This window comes from Pseudomonas sp. MTM4, from assembly GCF_019355055.1.
Lineage (GTDB): Bacteria > Pseudomonadota > Gammaproteobacteria > Pseudomonadales > Pseudomonadaceae > Stutzerimonas.
Window position 1 is genome coordinate 3,982,705 of sequence record NZ_CP048411.1, and the last position, 14,678, is coordinate 3,997,382.

General features: G+C 62.1%; 14 protein-coding genes. 3 read left to right on the plus strand and 11 right to left on the minus strand.

Features of this window, described 5'->3' with window-relative positions:
- Positions 1-41 precede the first annotated feature (41 nt).
- The 11 genes from purD to GYM54_RS18390 form a co-directional block, all read right to left on the minus strand.
- Complete coding sequence (gene purD, locus GYM54_RS18340) at positions 42-1,331, minus strand: phosphoribosylamine--glycine ligase (protein ID WP_197445806.1); 1,290 nt, start codon at positions 1,329-1,331, stop codon at positions 42-44.
- A 196-nt stretch (positions 1,332-1,527) separates the two neighbouring features.
- Positions 1,528-3,132 carry a bifunctional phosphoribosylaminoimidazolecarboxamide formyltransferase/IMP cyclohydrolase gene (purH, locus tag GYM54_RS18345; protein ID WP_197445807.1) on the minus strand — a complete coding sequence of 535 codons (1,605 nt, stop codon included), beginning with the start codon at positions 3,130-3,132 and terminating at the stop codon, positions 1,528-1,530.
- Between the two features lie 105 nt (positions 3,133-3,237).
- On the minus strand, positions 3,238-3,558 hold the full coding sequence (gene fis / locus GYM54_RS18350; RefSeq protein WP_131649971.1) for a DNA-binding transcriptional regulator Fis: 321 nt from the start codon (positions 3,556-3,558) through the stop codon (positions 3,238-3,240).
- The gene (gene dusB / locus GYM54_RS18355; protein ID WP_197445808.1) at positions 3,555-4,568 is read right to left on the minus strand and encodes a tRNA dihydrouridine synthase DusB; all 1,014 of its coding nucleotides are present in this window, start codon (positions 4,566-4,568) and stop codon (positions 3,555-3,557) included. Before dusB ends, fis begins: the two co-directional genes overlap by 4 nt.
- A 188-nt stretch (positions 4,569-4,756) precedes the next feature.
- Positions 4,757-6,025, minus strand: coding sequence for a DUF3426 domain-containing protein (locus tag GYM54_RS18360; RefSeq protein WP_131649973.1), 1,269 nt, complete (start codon positions 6,023-6,025; stop codon positions 4,757-4,759).
- 109 nt (positions 6,026-6,134) lie between these two features.
- Positions 6,135-7,016, minus strand: a complete 882-nt coding sequence (gene prmA, locus GYM54_RS18365; RefSeq protein ID WP_131649974.1) for a 50S ribosomal protein L11 methyltransferase — start codon at positions 7,014-7,016, stop codon at positions 6,135-6,137.
- 108 nt (positions 7,017-7,124) lie between these two features.
- Positions 7,125-8,474, minus strand: coding sequence for an acetyl-CoA carboxylase biotin carboxylase subunit (gene accC, locus GYM54_RS18370; protein ID WP_131649975.1), 1,350 nt, complete (start codon positions 8,472-8,474; stop codon positions 7,125-7,127).
- Positions 8,475-8,491: 17 nt separating this feature from the next.
- On the minus strand, positions 8,492-8,947 hold the full coding sequence (accB, locus tag GYM54_RS18375) for an acetyl-CoA carboxylase biotin carboxyl carrier protein (RefSeq protein ID WP_131649976.1): 456 nt from the start codon (positions 8,945-8,947) through the stop codon (positions 8,492-8,494).
- A gap of 79 nt (positions 8,948-9,026) precedes the next feature.
- Positions 9,027-9,470, minus strand: coding sequence for a type II 3-dehydroquinate dehydratase (gene aroQ, locus GYM54_RS18380; RefSeq protein ID WP_131649977.1), 444 nt, complete (start codon positions 9,468-9,470; stop codon positions 9,027-9,029).
- A gap of 198 nt (positions 9,471-9,668) precedes the next feature.
- Positions 9,669-11,444 carry a protein-disulfide reductase DsbD gene (locus GYM54_RS18385; protein WP_181100170.1) on the minus strand — a complete coding sequence of 592 codons (1,776 nt, stop codon included), beginning with the start codon at positions 11,442-11,444 and terminating at the stop codon, positions 9,669-9,671.
- Positions 11,445-11,515: 71 nt separating this feature from the next.
- Complete coding sequence (locus GYM54_RS18390) at positions 11,516-11,839, minus strand: Rieske (2Fe-2S) protein (protein WP_131649979.1); 324 nt, start codon at positions 11,837-11,839, stop codon at positions 11,516-11,518.
- A 182-nt stretch (positions 11,840-12,021) separates the two neighbouring features.
- Between GYM54_RS18390 and GYM54_RS18395 the strand changes: the two genes are divergently transcribed.
- Genes GYM54_RS18395 through GYM54_RS18405 form a run of 3 tightly spaced genes read left to right on the plus strand, consistent with a single transcriptional unit; the run spans position 12,022 to position 14,655 of the window.
- A complete protein-coding gene (locus tag GYM54_RS18395) occupies positions 12,022-13,005 on the plus strand; it encodes an iron ABC transporter permease (RefSeq protein WP_181100247.1) in 984 nt (327 codons plus the stop codon).
- Complete coding sequence (locus tag GYM54_RS18400) at positions 13,005-13,772, plus strand: heme ABC transporter ATP-binding protein (protein ID WP_181100172.1); 768 nt, start codon at positions 13,005-13,007, stop codon at positions 13,770-13,772. Before GYM54_RS18395 ends, GYM54_RS18400 begins: the two co-directional genes overlap by 1 nt.
- A 10-nt stretch (positions 13,773-13,782) precedes the next feature.
- On the plus strand, positions 13,783-14,655 hold the full coding sequence (locus tag GYM54_RS18405; protein ID WP_181100174.1) for a ChaN family lipoprotein: 873 nt from the start codon (positions 13,783-13,785) through the stop codon (positions 14,653-14,655).
- Positions 14,656-14,678 lie beyond the last annotated feature (23 nt).

The window sequence follows — 14,678 nt, forward strand, 5'->3', positions numbered from 1 at the left end:
GATAAGGTCTGCCGTTGCGCACATTCCAGCGAGTTTCTCGCTCAGCTTTTGCCCTGTTCGCGCGCAATTGCACGGTAGCCGATGTCATGGCGGTAGAAGTGGCCGTCCCAGTCGACGCGAGCAGCCAGCGCGTAGGCGTTCTGCTGGGCTGCCGAGACCGTTTCGCCCATGGCTGTTGCGCAGAGCACGCGTCCGCCGGAGGTAGTGATCGCGCCGTCCTTCAGCGTCGTGCCGGCATGGAATATCTTGCCTTCCAGTTGCGCTGCAGCCTCCAGGCCGCGAATCGTCGCGCCCTTGCTGTAATAGCCGGGGTAGCCTCCAGCCGCGAGAACGACGCCCAGACTCGGGCGAGGATCCCATTGTGCCTCGATCTTATTCAGCGCCTTCGCCAGTGCGGCCTCGACCAGGAGCACCAGACTCGATTGCAGGCGCAGCATGATGGGCTGGGTTTCCGGATCGCCGAAGCGGCAATTGAACTCGATGACCTTCGGTGCGCCGGCCTTGTCGATCATCAGGCCGGCATAGAGAAAGCCGGTGTAGACATTGCCTTCGGCGGCCATGCCCGTGACGGTCGGCCAGATCACCTCGTCCATGACACGCTGGTGAACCTCGGCGGTGACCACCGGAGCGGGCGAATAGGCGCCCATACCACCGGTATTCGGCCCGCTGTCGCCATCACCGACGCGCTTGTGATCCTGGCTGGTGGCCATCGGCAGGACGTTCTCGCCATCGACCATGACGATGAAGCTGGCCTCTTCGCCATCGAGGAATTCCTCGATCACGACGCGTGCGCCGGCATCACCGAAGGCGTTGCCCGAGAGCATGTCGCGTACGGCTTCTTCAGCTTCTGCCAGGGTCATGGCGACGATCACGCCTTTGCCGGCTGCCAGGCCATCGGCCTTGATCACGATGGGCGCGCCTTTCTCATGCAGATAAGCCAGCGCCGGCTCCACCTCGGTGAAGTTTTGATAGTCGGCGGTAGGGATCTGGTGACGAGCAAGGAAGTCCTTGGTGAAGGCTTTTGAGCCTTCCAGCTGCGCGGCTGAGGCGGTGGGGCCGAAACAATCCAGACCACGCGAACGGAACAGGTCGACCACACCTTTGACCAGTGGCGCCTCTGGACCGACGATGGTCAGCTGCACGTTCTTTTCGGCGAAATCCGCCAGTTGCTCGATGGCCAGCACGTCGATGTCGACGTTTTCGCACTTGGCTTCGGTCGCAGTGCCGGCATTGCCCGGCGCGACGAACACCTTATTCACCCGTGGGTCCTGCGCCACCTTCCAGGCCAGCGCGTGTTCACGTCCGCCGCTGCCGATGATCAGTACGTTCATGAAAAATCTCCTGGCGGGTCCGGACGATGCCGGATCGTTGGGTATCGCTTCGCTCATCCCAACCTGCGAATCTCGAGGTCGTAATCGGGTCGGTAGATGCAAGGCGTCAGGCCCTTTACCCAGCGGAGCTGCCTTCTGGCATGAGCATGGGGAGGGCCGGACAACGCCGCAGATGCCTGTCCGAGCGCGACCGTTATTAGTGTCTGAAGTGGCGCATACCGGTGAACACCATGGCGATGCCGGCTTCGTCTGCCGCGGCGATGACTTCGGCGTCGCGCATCGAACCGCCCGGTTGGATCACTGCAGTGATGCCGGCTTTGGCGGCATTGTCGATGCCGTCGCGGAACGGGAAGAAGGCATCCGAGGCCATGACCGCGCCGGGTACCGGCAGGCCAGCATGTTCGGCCTTGATCGCGGCGATGCGGGCGGAATTGACGCGGCTCATCTGGCCGGCGCCGACGCCCACGGTCTGGCGATTCTTGGCGTAGACGATGGCGTTGGACTTGACGAACTTGGCCACCTTCCAGGCGAAGATCAGGTCGTGAATTTCCTGCTCGGTCGGGGCGCGCTGGGTCACGATCTTCAGATCGTCCGCGGTAATCATGCCGATGTCGCGGCTTTGTACCAGCAGGCCACCGTTGACCCGCTTGTAATCCCAACCCGGCGCGCGTTCGGCCGGCCATTGGCCGCACTCGAGCAGGCGCACGTTGGCCTTGGCGGCGACAACCTCCCGGGCCTCGGCGGATACGCTCGGCGCAATGATCACTTCGACGAACTGGCGCTCGACGATGGCGCGGGCGGTTTCACCGTCCAGCTCGCGGTTGAAGGCGATGATGCCGCCGAACGCCGATTCGCTGTCGGTGGCATAGGCCAGCTCGTAGGCCTGGCGGATGCCGCCTTCGTCTTCCGGCACCACGGCGACGCCGCAAGGGTTGGCGTGCTTGACGATGACGCAGGCCGGCTTGACGAAGCTTTTTACGCATTCCAGTGCGGCGTCAGTGTCGGCCACGTTGTTGAACGACAGCTCCTTGCCCTGCAGTTGGGTAGCAGTCGCGACGCAGGCTTCATCGGGCTGCTCGACGTAGAAGGCGGCGATCTGGTGTGGATTCTCGCCGTAGCGCATGTCCTGCGCCTTGACGAACTGCGTGGTGAAGGTGCGAGGCAGCAGGCTGCGGCCTTCGGTGGAAAGGGTGTCGACGCTCTGGTCGATGGTGCCCAGGTAGTTGGCAATCATGCCGTCGTAGGATGCGGTGTGTTCGAAGGCTTTGAGTGCCAGATCGAAGCGCTGCGCGTAGGTCAGGCCGCCGTTGCGCAGATTCTCGATGACGTCGGCGTAGTCATCAGCATTGACCACGATGGCCACGTCTTTATGGTTTTTCGCAGCGCTACGAACCATGGTCGGACCGCCGATATCGATGTTCTCGATGGCGTCCGGAAGCGTGCAGCCGGGTTTGGCGACGGTGGCGGCAAACGGGTAGAGATTGACCGCGACCAGATCGATCGGGGCGATGCCGTGCTCGGCCATGACCGCGCTGTCCAGATCGCGACGGCCAAGAATGCCGCCGTGGATCTTCGGATGCAGGGTCTTGACCCGCCCGTCCATCATTTCCGGAAAGCCGGTGTAGTCTGCGACTTCGACGGCGGCGATGTCGTTCTCGCGCAGCAGCTTGAAGGTGCCGCCAGTGGACAGGATCTCGACACCGAGGGCAGCGAGTTCACGGGCGAATTCAACGACGCCGGTCTTGTCGGACACGCTGATCAGCGCGCGGCGGACGGGAAGGCGGAGGGAATGGTCGGTCATCTTTATTCCAGTCGATGGAGGCGGATTCGGGGCAGCTAGCTAGAAGCTAGAAGTCGAGCCGTATGCCGAGGCTGGAAACGTCCGGCTTCCAGCTTTTGGTTCGGCTTACAGCAGATCGTACTGCTTGAGTTTCTTGCGCAGAGTGCCGCGATTCAGGCCCAGCAGTTCGGAGGCCTTGGTCTGGTTGCCCTTGACGTAATTCATTACGGTTTCGAGCAGTGGTGCTTCCACTTCGGAAAGGACCAGGTTGTAAACGTCCGTGACGTCCGCTCCTTCCAGATGGGCAAAGTAATTGTGCAACGCCTTCTCGACACTGCCACGCAGGGTCTGGCCTGCTTCGCTTGGCGTGTTGAGGTGTTGCTTGAGGTTCACGTTGTCGCTCACGGATGTTGTTCCAGTTACCAGTGTTTCGTTCAACAGCGTCATGCAGCCACCCCTTTCCCTTCCCCCGAGTCAGGGCCTGTTCGGCGTTCGGCAAAGAATGCTCGAACACTGGCGCATTGCGCGTCCCTGTCTTCCAAACCATTGAACCGGGCGCGATATTCACGCGCGCCGGGTAGTGTTGCGAGATACCAGCCGACATGCTTGCGCGCGATGCGCACACCCATGACATCGCCATAGAAGGCGTGTAGCGCGCTCAGGTGTTCCAGCAGAATGTCTTCGATTTCGATCAGACCCGGCGGAGCCAGCAGCTCGCCGGTCGCCAGGTAGTGATTGATCTCGCGAAAGATCCAGGGTCTGCCCTGTGCCGCTCGACCAATCAACAGTGCATCGGCACCTGTTGCGCTCAACACCTCACGCGCCTTTAGCGGCGTATCGATATCCCCATTGGCAAATACCGGTATCGACACCGCCTGCTTGATCGCCGCGATGGTGTCGTACTCGGCGTCGCCCGTATAAAGGTCGGCACGGGTACGGCCATGTACGGCCAGGGCTGCGATTCCGGATTGTTCGGCGATCTTCGCCACCGTCAGTCCGTTTTTGTTCTGCCTGTCCCAACCGGTGCGGATCTTCAAGGTCACCGGAACATCAACCGCACCGACGACGGCTTCCAGAATTTCCGAGACGAGCCTTTCATCTTTCATCAACGCCGATCCGGCGGCCTTGTTACAGACCTTCTTCGCCGGGCAGCCCATGTTGATGTCGATGATCTGCGCGCCCAGCTCGACATTGCGAGCGGCGGCTTCGGCCAGCATCTGCGGATCGCCACCCGCGATCTGCACCGAACGCGGCTCCGGATCACCTTCATGCAGCAGGCGCAGTCGCGATTTGCGGCTGTTCCACAGGCGTACGTCACTGGTCACCATTTCCGACACCACCAGACCCGCGCCGAGGCGCCGACAAAGCTGGCGGAACGGCTGATCGGTCACACCGGCCATGGGTGCGAGGATCAATCGATTCGGAAGGATATAGGGGCCGATGCGTACCGCTGACATGAAGATTCCCTGCTTGGAGCCTGCTTGTTAGGTCGATCGGGACAGCAAAAAAGGGTGTGCATAATACCCGCTCCGGATGACGGGTTAAAGGTTGTTTTGAACAAAATCTGAGCAGCCCTAAGCTTATAACCAGCGCAAGGAATGGCACGCCGATACGACAGGCGGCGGAGGCTATAGCGTGCTTGGCACTAATCCGGCGAGCGGAAGCTCAGGCTGTAGTTAACTGCCTTTGCGCCTGGGTCGAGGATGTCCAGGGCGATATGAATGGGAATCTGCGATGGCATTTCCCGCCGACCGGCAAGCTCCCCCGACAGGTACTCGCCAGGTTTGAACGTGCGCTGCGCCAGTGTCTGCCCGTTGATGTCGGCGAAGCGGATTTCCAGCAGCGGAAACGGTTGGGCGAACGACGCGCGGTTGTAGATGATCGCATCGACCACTAGCGCTCCGGCGAAGTCGGGGTGGCTGCGCACCACCAGATTGCTGCTCTTGATCTGGCTGATATCGACCCTGGGTGGCAGCTCGCAGCCCAGAGCGGGACAGATTCGCGCCAGCCATGGGCGATATTGGTCCTGTCGCGACACTTCATCAAAGTTGTACGCAACATATTGGCCAGCGAGCGCAAGCAGGGCGATCAGGTTCAGCAGGCCCCAGCCCAGCCAGCGTCCCCAGGGGCGGCGGTGCGCCTCCCAGCCGAGTTGCAGTGGCTCGTCGTCGAGTTCGAACAGCGGGTCCTCACGGTTCCTGCGGGTCGTTCGCTCCGGAGCCTGCTCCGCGTCGCCCGGTTCGGTCGCGACTTCCGGCTCGATCAGTCTGTTGAAGACGGGCTCGACGCGCTCCCGTGAATCGGGGTTCTCGTTCAGCGGAACGGGCCGGTTTGTCAGTGGACTTGGCGGCGCGGGATGTTCGGCGCTTACCGGTGTAAAGCGAAGATCGGTCGTCTGGGACAATGGCTCTGTCGTGAGCGCTGGCTCCGCTTGCGTTCGGTTGTGGTTTGTCGGTGTGTCGGTTTCCGCGCTCAGCAGCTGCTCGGCCCAGGCCTCGTCATCGGCCGACGAGAGTTCATCCGTTGGGGTGCGCAGGCGTTCGTCAGGCCGTGGCTCCAGCTCCAGAAAATCTCGCGACAACTCCAATTCCTGGCGTTCGAGCTTCGCCAGTTCTTCGTCCAGGTCGAGGCTGTCCAGATCAAGGTCATCGTGGATCCAGAGCGTTTCGTCAGTGGTGGGATGCGCGGGTGACGTCGCGTGAGTCGGTGCCGGTTCGCTGCGGGAGGGCTGGCTGGCTACCGTCGGATCAGCGACAACGTCGCTCGCGATATCGTCCCCTTGCAGGTAGCGGGCTGCATTGAACAGTTCCATGCAGGCGCCGCAACGCACCACGCCTTGGGCAGCTGCGAGTTGAGCGCGGCTGACACGAAAGCTTGTACGGCAATGAGGACACTGAGTGACGAAGCTGGTCATGCGTTGGTCCGGCGAAAAATGCCCGTAGTCTAGCGCATGCGCATCGATGAACGGCAGTGGCGTCTCGCAACGGAAATCGCGGCACTACTGCCGCGATTCGACGCTTTGTTCAAGAGCGTCGAATTCCCGTAATCCGCACCCAGCCGTCTTTTTCAGCGGTGGGGTCCAGGTCGAAGTGGCCCGCGTAGGCGGCGCGAACCTCTTCGGCTTGTTCGACCAGAATTCCAGACAAAGCCAGGCGACCGCCGAGTTTGGCGCGCTCGATGATCCGTGGTGCCAGTTCCACCAGCGGCCCCGCCAGGATATTGGCGACCACGACGTCGAACTGGCCTTCCGGCAACTGCTCGGGCAGATACAGCGGGAAGCGTGCAGGGTCGATGCCGTTGCGTCCGGCATTATCACGGGACGCCTCGATGGCCTGAATATCGATATCGGTACCAACCGCCTTGTCAGCACCCAGCAACAGCGCGGCAATGGCAAGAATGCCCGAGCCGCAACCGAAATCCAGCACCTGCAGGCCGGTCAGCTCTTGAGAATCCAGCCATTCCAGGCATAGCGCGGTGGTGGGGTGGGTTCCAGTGCCGAAGGCGAGGCCGGGATCGAGCAACAGGTTCACCGCATCTGGCTCGGGCGCGGCGTGCCAGCTGGGCACGATCCACAAACGACGGCCGAAGCGCATGGGCTGGAAGTTGTCCATCCAGCTGCGCTCCCAGTCCTGGTCCTCGATGCGCTCCAACTGGTAATCGGGCAGTTCACCGCCGGTCAGCAACTGCAGGTGCGCGAGCAGGTTGCTTTCATCCACATCGGCTTCGAACAGGGCCAGCAGGTGGGTATGCGACCACAACGGCGTGGTGCCCAGGTCCGGCTCGAAAATGGGTTGGTCCTCGGCATCCATGAAGGTCACCGATACCGCGCCGACGCCGAGCAGGGCGTCTTCGTAGGATTGCGCCTGTTCCGGGGCGATGGCGAGGCGAAGTTGTAGCCAGGGCATGCGAAGCTCCCTTCGAAAGCGGCTTCAGGCGACAAGCCTCAAGCTGCAGGAAAAAGAAAGGGAGCGGCTATGCCGCTCCCTTCGGGTGCACATCATATCGCTTGCAGCTTAGTGCTTATCCATACCCAGTTTCTTTTCCAGGTAATGGATATTCACGCCGCCCTTGCAGAAGCCTTCATCGCGAACCAGATCCCGGTGCAGCGGGATGTTGGTCTTGATGCCATCGACGACGATTTCGTCCAGGGCATTGCGCATGCGCACCATGGCTTCTTCGCGCGTGGCGCCGTAGGTGATCAGCTTGCCAATCAGCGAATCGTAGTTCGGCGGAACCGAATAACCACTGTACAGGTGCGAATCGACGCGTACGCCGTTGCCGCCCGGTGCGTGGAAATGCTTGACTTTGCCAGGGCTCGGGAGGAATTTCTCCGGGTCTTCGGCGTTGATCCGGCACTCCAGCGAATGGCCGCGGATGACTACGTCTTCCTGCTTGATCGACAGCTTGTTACCAGCGGCGATGCTGAGCATCTCCTTGACGATGTCCACACCAGTGACCATCTCGGTGACCGGATGCTCGACCTGCACGCGGGTGTTCATCTCGATGAAGTAGAAGCGCCCGTCTTCGTACAGGAATTCGAAAGTGCCGGCGCCACGATAGCCAATCTCGACGCAGGCGTCGGTGCAGCGCTTGAGTACTTCTGCCCGGGCCTTTTCATCGATGTAAGGGGCTGGCGCTTCTTCCAGGACCTTCTGATGGCGACGCTGCAGGGAGCAGTCGCGATCGCCCAGGTGAATGGCGTTGCCCTGACCATCGGAAAGCACTTGGACTTCCACGTGGCGCGGGTTGCCGAGGAATTTTTCCAGATAGACCATCGGGTTGCCGAAGGCAGCACCGGCTTCGGTGCGGGTCAGCTTGGCTGACTTGATCAGGTCTTCTTCCTTGTGCACCACGCGCATGCCGCGACCACCGCCGCCGCCTGCGGCCTTGATGATCACCGGATAGCCCACTTCACGGGCGATGCGCAGGGCTTCCTTCTCGTCTTCCGGCAGCGGGCCGTCGGAGCCGGGAACCACGGGTACGCCGGATTTGATCATGGCGTCCTTGGCGGACACCTTGTCGCCCATCAGGCGGATGGTTTCCGCTTTCGGGCCGACAAAGGCAAAACCGGATTTCTCTACCTGTTCGGCGAAGTCGGCGTTCTCGGCGAGAAAACCGTAACCGGGGTGAATGGCGGTAGCGCCGGTCACCTCTGCCGCGGCGATGATCGACGGGATGTGCAGATATGAATTGGTGGCAAGGGGCGGGCCGATGCAAACGGACTCATCCGCCAGGGCCAGGTGCATCAGTTCGCGGTCGGCAGTGGAATGCACCGCGACGGTCTTGATACCCAGCTCCTTGCAGGCTCGCAAGATCCGCAGGGCGATTTCACCGCGGTTTGCGATCAATACTTTTTCCAACATCGCTGGCTCTCCGCGGTTCAAACGATGGTGAACAGCGGCTGGTCGTATTCGACCGGCTGACCATTCTCCACCAGGATGGATTCGATGGTGCCGCTGGTTTCGGCCTCGATATGGTTCATCATCTTCATGGCTTCGACGATGCAGAGGATGTCGCCCTTCTTGACGCTCTGGCCAACATCGGCGAACGGCTTGGATTCCGGCGAGGAGGCGCGGTAGAAGGTGCCGACCATCGGCGAGCGGACCACGGTGCCGTTCAGCTTCGGAGCAGCTGGAGCGGCATCAGCGACCGGGGCGGCAGCCACAGGTGCCGCTGCTGGTGCGGCGGGGGCCTGTGCGTAGATCGGCTGTTGCATGGCCACTTGTTTGCTGTGGCGGCTGATGCGCACCGACTCTTCGCCCTCGTGGATCTCCAGTTCGTCGATCCCGGACTCTTCCAGCAGTTCGATCAGTTTCTTGACTTTGCGAATATCCATGAAGCGTTGACTCCCAGGTAAGTTCAAAGGGTGTTGCCGCTCGCTTTATCGAGCCCCGGCATGCTTGCGCGCAGGCCCGTCAGGAAGCAGCGAGTTGTTCCAGGGCGGCCTCCAATGCCAGCCGATAGCCGCTGGCGCCAAGGCCGCAGATCACACCTACCGCGACATCCGAAAAGTAGGAGTGATGGCGGAAAGGTTCACGTTTGTGCACGTTTGAGAGGTGCACTTCGATGAATGGGATGCTCACTGCCAGCAACGCGTCACGTAACGCGACACTTGTATGTGTGAAGGCGGCAGGATTAACGAGGATGAAATCGACACCCTCATCGCGAGCGGCGTGAATGCGCTCGATCAATTCGTATTCGGCATTGGATTGCAGGTGCAGCAGATGGTGGCCGGCATCACGCGCGCGCTGCTCTAGATCTTGATTGATCTGCGCCAGCGTCATCGAGCCGTAGACGCCCGGTTCGCGGGTGCCGAGCAAATTCAGATTCGGGCCGTGAAGGACCAGAAACGTCGCCATGAATATTCCTTGTTGTTGTGTCCGATCGCGCCAGTAAGGTGGGGCTGATCGGGAAGGGGAAAAACTATGCACGAAGCGGGGGCTGACTGTCCAGTCATGCTGCGATCGGCGTAAATGCCTGCATTATGAGTGGAGATTGCCGCAAGGTTGCTGGGCGTAATCCCGTTTCGCTGTGATCGCGGCGAAGCGGGGCAGGCGCTAGCGCAATGCTTCCGCGCGGTTCAACCGTTCAGCGAATTGAGCTACGTCGATTTCGCCGACGACACGGGCATCGGAGATTTCCTGGCCGCTGCGATCGAAGAACAGGACGGCCGGTGGGCCGAACAGTTTGTAGCGATCGAGAAGTGCGCGCTGCTGCGCATTGCTTTCGGTGATGTCGAAGCGGATCAGGCGGTAGTCGGCCAGGCGAGGTGCGATCAGCGGGTCGGCAAATACTTCGCGTTCGATCACCTTGCAGCTGATGCACCAGTCGGCATACCAGTCGAGCATCAACGGCTCTCCCGCAGTGCGAGCGGCTGCGAGTTGTGCGTCGAGTTCCGCTGGTGTCGACAGGGTGTGCCAGTTTTCGGCTTGCGTGGGCCCGCTGCCTGCGGCGAGCGTGGTACGTGGCAGCGGCCGCAACGGATCGGAGCCGCCTTGTAATGCGCCGATCCACGCGGCCAGGGCATAGACCAGCAAAACCAGGCCAAGCAGCTGCGCGAGCTTCTGTTGTGGTGTCTTGGGAGCGAGTTCAAGGGTGCCCAGAAACAACGCCGTACCGGCGGCCAGCAACCCCCACAACGCCAACGCCAACGGACCCGGCAGCACGCGTTCGAGCATCCAGACCGCCACGGCGAGCAGCAGAACGCCGAAGGTGTTGCGTACGCTGATCATCCAGGGGCCGCTCTTGGGCAGCAGCGCACCGCCACTGGTGGCGAACAGTACCAGCGGGGCGCCCATGCCCAGGCCCAGCGCGAACAGTTTCAAGCCGCCGCCCAGGGCATCGCCGCTGGCGCTGATATACAGCAGGGCGCCGGCCAACGGCGCCGAGACGCACGGAGAGACCAGCAAACTGGAGACGCCGCCTAGCAGGGCGGCGCCCGTGAATGAGCCGCCCTTGGCGTTACCGGCCAGACGATCGAGACGACTGCTCAGTGCGTGTGGCAGGCGCAGTTCGTACAGACCGAACATCGCCAGCGCGAAGGCCACGAAGAACAGCGCGAAGGGCACCAGGACCCAGGGTGATTGCAGACGCGCCTGCAAATTCAGTTCGGCGCCGAACACGCCCATCAGTGCGCCCAGCAGGGCAAATCCGCCGGCCATCGGCAATACGTAGGCGAGCGACAGTAGGAAGCTGCGCATGCCGCCGGGTTGTCCGCGCAGCACCACGCCGGAAAGGATCGGCAGCATCGGCAGCACGCAAGGCGTGAAGGTCAGGCCCAGGCCGGCGAGAAAGAACAGCGCCACCGAGCGCCAGGACAGGGCATCGCCGCCGGTATCGTGGGTGGCGCTGGGTGCAGCCGGGGCCGGAGTGCCACCTGCGGCGATCTCGAACGACTCGGTTTCCGGTGGATAGCACAGCCCCTTGTCGGCGCAGCCCTGGTAGCCGACCTGCAGCGTGAAGGGTCTGTTGTCGGGGTTCCGCACCGGCAGTTCGACGTCAAGTATGCCGTAATAGACTTCGACCTCACCGAAATACTCGTCGGTCTTCTGCTCGCCTGGCGGAAGCTGAGCGTCGCCGAGAATCACACCGGCGTCGCTCGCCTTGAACTGAAAACGATGCCGGTAGAGGTAGTAGCCCTCGGCGCCGATGAAGCGCAGTTTGATCCGCTCGGGCGTTGCGTCCACCAGGCTCAGGCGGAAGGCTTCACGCACCGGTAGAAAGTCGGCGCTGTTGTCCAGACCGCCCAGGGTGGCACTGGGGCGACCATCGAACAGGCCCGCAGTGGCAGGAAGGGTGAATAGCAGGATCAGCAGACACAGCAAACGGCGCATGGTCATCTCACTTGGGGCAGTGGACGAATGATACCCAACGTGGCGAATCGTCGCCTGGGCGCAACGTCGCACTACCGCGCGTTTTGCAACCAGATGATGCCGTCGCGCTCGGTGCTCGGCAGTGCTCGAAGGGCTTGACCGGCACAGGGGCCGGCTACGCACTCGCCGCTCTCGATGAGGAACAGCGCGCCATGAGTGGCGCATTGGATCAGGCTGCCGCTAGTGTCGAGAAACTGGTCCGGAACCCATTCCAAGGGTATCCCTCGATGCGGACAGCGGTTCTCGTAGACATGCACGATGTCGTCCTTGCGTATGACGAGCAGGCGCTGCCCCTGTACTTCCAAGCCCTTGCTCTGGCCTTCGGCGATATCGCTCGCGGCGCATAATCGAATCATGTGTCCCCCTGTCAGCCCAGGATTATCACTCAGGCGCTCGGATCGGTGGAGACCAAGGCGGATTAAAGGTGGCGGACCGACTGGCTGGCTTTTATCCTTCGCCCGAACTCCGACTGGCGACACTCTCGATGAGCCCTGTGCTGACCGCACGCCCCCTGTTCCTTTCGTTGGGCCTGTTGTGGCTGATTGCCTTCTGGCTATCGCTGGCATTGGGGCCGGTCAGCCTGTCGCTCGGTGAAACTCTGCAGGCCATGCTGCGTCTGCTGGGTCTCTCGTTTGGCGCCGAGGGTACAGCGCAGGCCGAACTTATCCTGGGGCAGATACGTTTGCCGCGGGCCTTGCTCGGGATGGCTGCAGGCGCTGTATTGGCGCTCGCCGGCGTCGCCATGCAGGGTTTGTTTCGCAATCCACTGGCAGATCCCGGACTGATCGGCGTCTCGAGTGGTGCCGCATTGGGCGCGGCAATGACTATCGTTGGGGGCGAACTGATCGGCGGCATTTCACCGCTACTGGAACCCTATCTGCTGTCGCTTAGTGCATTTGTTGGTGGCCTCGGGGTTACCGCGCTGGTCTATCGCCTGGGGCGTCGCGAGGGACGCACCGATGTCGCCACGATGCTGCTCGCGGGCATCGCGCTGACTGCGCTGGCGGGCGCCATGATCGGGCTGTTCACCTACCTTGCCGATGACAGCACGCTGCGCACGCTGACGTTCTGGAATCTTGGCAGTCTCAACGGTGCAAGTTACGCGCGGCTCTGGCCGTTACTGCTGGTCACGGTGACGGTGACGTGTTGGCTGCCACGCCGCGCCCGAGCGCTGAATGCGCTGCTGCTGGGCGAATCCGAAGCGCGTCATCTGGGTTTCGACGTCGAGCGGCTCAAGCGCGAGCTGGTCTTTTGTACTGCACTGGGCGTGGGGGCGGCAGTGGCTGCAGCTGGCATGATCGGGTTCGTTGGGTTGGTGGTGCCCCATTTGGTACGTCTGTTGGTCGGACCCGACCACCGATTGCTGCTACCGGCCTCGGCGCTGGCTGGCGGCAGTTTGCTGCTGCTGGCCGATCTGCTGGCGCGGCTCATACTGGTGCCTGCGGAGTTGCCGATCGGCATCGTCACCGCGCTACTGGGCGCGCCTTTCTTCCTTTATCTGTTGCTACGAGGGCGTCGCTGATGCTCTGCGCCCGGAATGTTTCGGTCCGTCGCGGCGCCATGACCGTGCTTGAAAACATCGATCTCGAATTGGCGCCAGGCCAAGTTCTGGGCGTGTTGGGCCCCAACGGCGCTGGTAAAAGCACCTTGCTTGGGGCACTGAGCGGTGAGCTTGCGATCAGCGCCGGTGAGGTGCAGCTGCATCAACGATCGCTGCATGACTGGGATGGGCCTGAGCGGGCGCGCTGTCTGGCGGTGCTGCCACAGACGTCGACGCTGAGTTTCGGTTTTCGCGTCGACGAAGTGGTGAGCCTCGGGCGGTTGCCCCACGCCAGTGGCCAGGACCTAGACAGGCGGATCGTCGCTGCTGCGCTGCAGGCTGCGGATGCGCAGCACTTGGCAGCCCGCAGTTATCTGGCGCTGTCGGGCGGAGAGCAGCAGCGCGTGCACCTGGCGCGCGTGTTGGCGCAGTTGTGGCCAGGTGGCGCCGGGCAGGTCCTGCTGCTGGACGAGCCCACAGCCATGCTCGATCCATTGCATCAGCACGGCATTCTGCAGGCCGTCCGGCAGTTCGCGGAGCAGGGCGGCGCGGTCATGGTGATTCTGCATGATCTGAATCTTGCGGCACGCTATTGCGATCACCTGTTGCTGCTGGCGGACGGGCGGGCGCGGTTAAGTGGTGCGCCCGGGCAGGTGCTGCGTGCAGAACCGCTGAAGTCGGTATTCGGCCTGGATGTGTTGATACAGCAGCACCCTGAGCGGGGGCACCCGCTTGTCATTGCGCGCTGAGGAGTGATCGATGCGATTTTTGTTGTCTATTGCCATGATCCTGCTGACTGCATGTCAATCGATCCCGCCATTGCCGTCCTGGCAGAGCCCAGAAGGCCTGGCGCATCCTGACCTTGGTCAGATCATAGATCTGCGCAGCGGCGAACGGCTTTCGGCGCAGCAGCTGGTAAGGGAGTTGGCCGATGTCGATCAGGTATTGATTGGTGAGCGCCATGACAACCCCGACCATCACGCCCTACAGCGTTGGCTTCTTCAGGCGCTGGCTCAGCGGCGCGAGCAGGGCAGCCTGCTATTGGAAATGCTCAACCCGGATCAACAGAAGCGCGTCGCGCGCGTGCAGGCGTCTATCGGGCGAGGGCAATGGCCGGCGGATCTGCCCGGAGCGCTGGATTGGCAAAAGGGCTGGGATTGGGACCTTTACGCGCCAGTAGTCGAGTATGCCTTGGCGCAACCTTATCCGATGCTGGCGGCGAATCTCGATCGCGCTGAGATCACCGATATCTACCGCCGTAAACCGCAGTTGACGGCGGCCGCAGCTGCGGAGCCTGTGCAAAAGGAACTGCTGGCGCAGATACGCGTTTCTCATTGCAACATGCTGCCCGAGGCGCAACTGCCGGCGATGTTGGCGGTGCAGCAGCAGCGCGACCGCCGGATGGCCGAACAACTGAACGCGGCGCCGAAGCCAGCGGTATTGCTGGCGGGGGCCTTTCATGTGCGGCGTGATCTGGGTGTGCCCTTGCATTTGGCGAGTCGCGACACGAAGGTTCTGGTACTCGCCGAGGTGGGCGAGACCTTGAGCGCGGAGCAGGCCGATTTCGTTTGGTTTACACCGGCCCAGCCGCAGCAGGACCATTGCGTCGAGTTCGGTAAAAAGCAGCAGTAGGCGTCAGGCAAGCGTACCCGAGC

Bases quoted from the DNA above. Each gene is read 5' to 3' on its own strand.
- purD (WP_197445806.1), bottom strand. From the start codon at position 1,331: ATGAACGTACTGATCATCGGCAGCGGCGGACGTGAACACGCGCTGGCC.
- purH (WP_197445807.1), bottom strand. From the start codon at position 3,132: ATGACCGACCATTCCCTCCGCCTTCCCGTCCGCCGCGCGCTGATCAGC.
- fis (WP_131649971.1), bottom strand. From the start codon at position 3,558: ATGACGCTGTTGAACGAAACACTGGTAACTGGAACAACATCCGTGAGC.
- dusB (WP_197445808.1), bottom strand. From the start codon at position 4,568: ATGTCAGCGGTACGCATCGGCCCCTATATCCTTCCGAATCGATTGATC.
- GYM54_RS18360 (WP_131649973.1), bottom strand. From the start codon at position 6,025: ATGACCAGCTTCGTCACTCAGTGTCCTCATTGCCGTACAAGCTTTCGT.
- prmA (WP_131649974.1), bottom strand. From the start codon at position 7,016: ATGCCCTGGCTACAACTTCGCCTCGCCATCGCCCCGGAACAGGCGCAA.
- accC (WP_131649975.1), bottom strand. From the start codon at position 8,474: ATGTTGGAAAAAGTATTGATCGCAAACCGCGGTGAAATCGCCCTGCGG.
- accB (WP_131649976.1), bottom strand. From the start codon at position 8,947: ATGGATATTCGCAAAGTCAAGAAACTGATCGAACTGCTGGAAGAGTCC.
- aroQ (WP_131649977.1), bottom strand. From the start codon at position 9,470: ATGGCGACGTTTCTGGTCCTTCACGGCCCGAATCTGAATTTGCTCGGC.
- GYM54_RS18385 (WP_181100170.1), bottom strand. From the start codon at position 11,444: ATGCGCCGTTTGCTGTGTCTGCTGATCCTGCTATTCACCCTTCCTGCC.
- GYM54_RS18390 (WP_131649979.1), bottom strand. From the start codon at position 11,839: ATGATTCGATTATGCGCCGCGAGCGATATCGCCGAAGGCCAGAGCAAG.
- GYM54_RS18400 (WP_181100172.1), top strand. From the start codon at position 13,005: ATGCTCTGCGCCCGGAATGTTTCGGTCCGTCGCGGCGCCATGACCGTG.
- GYM54_RS18405 (WP_181100174.1), top strand. From the start codon at position 13,783: ATGCGATTTTTGTTGTCTATTGCCATGATCCTGCTGACTGCATGTCAA.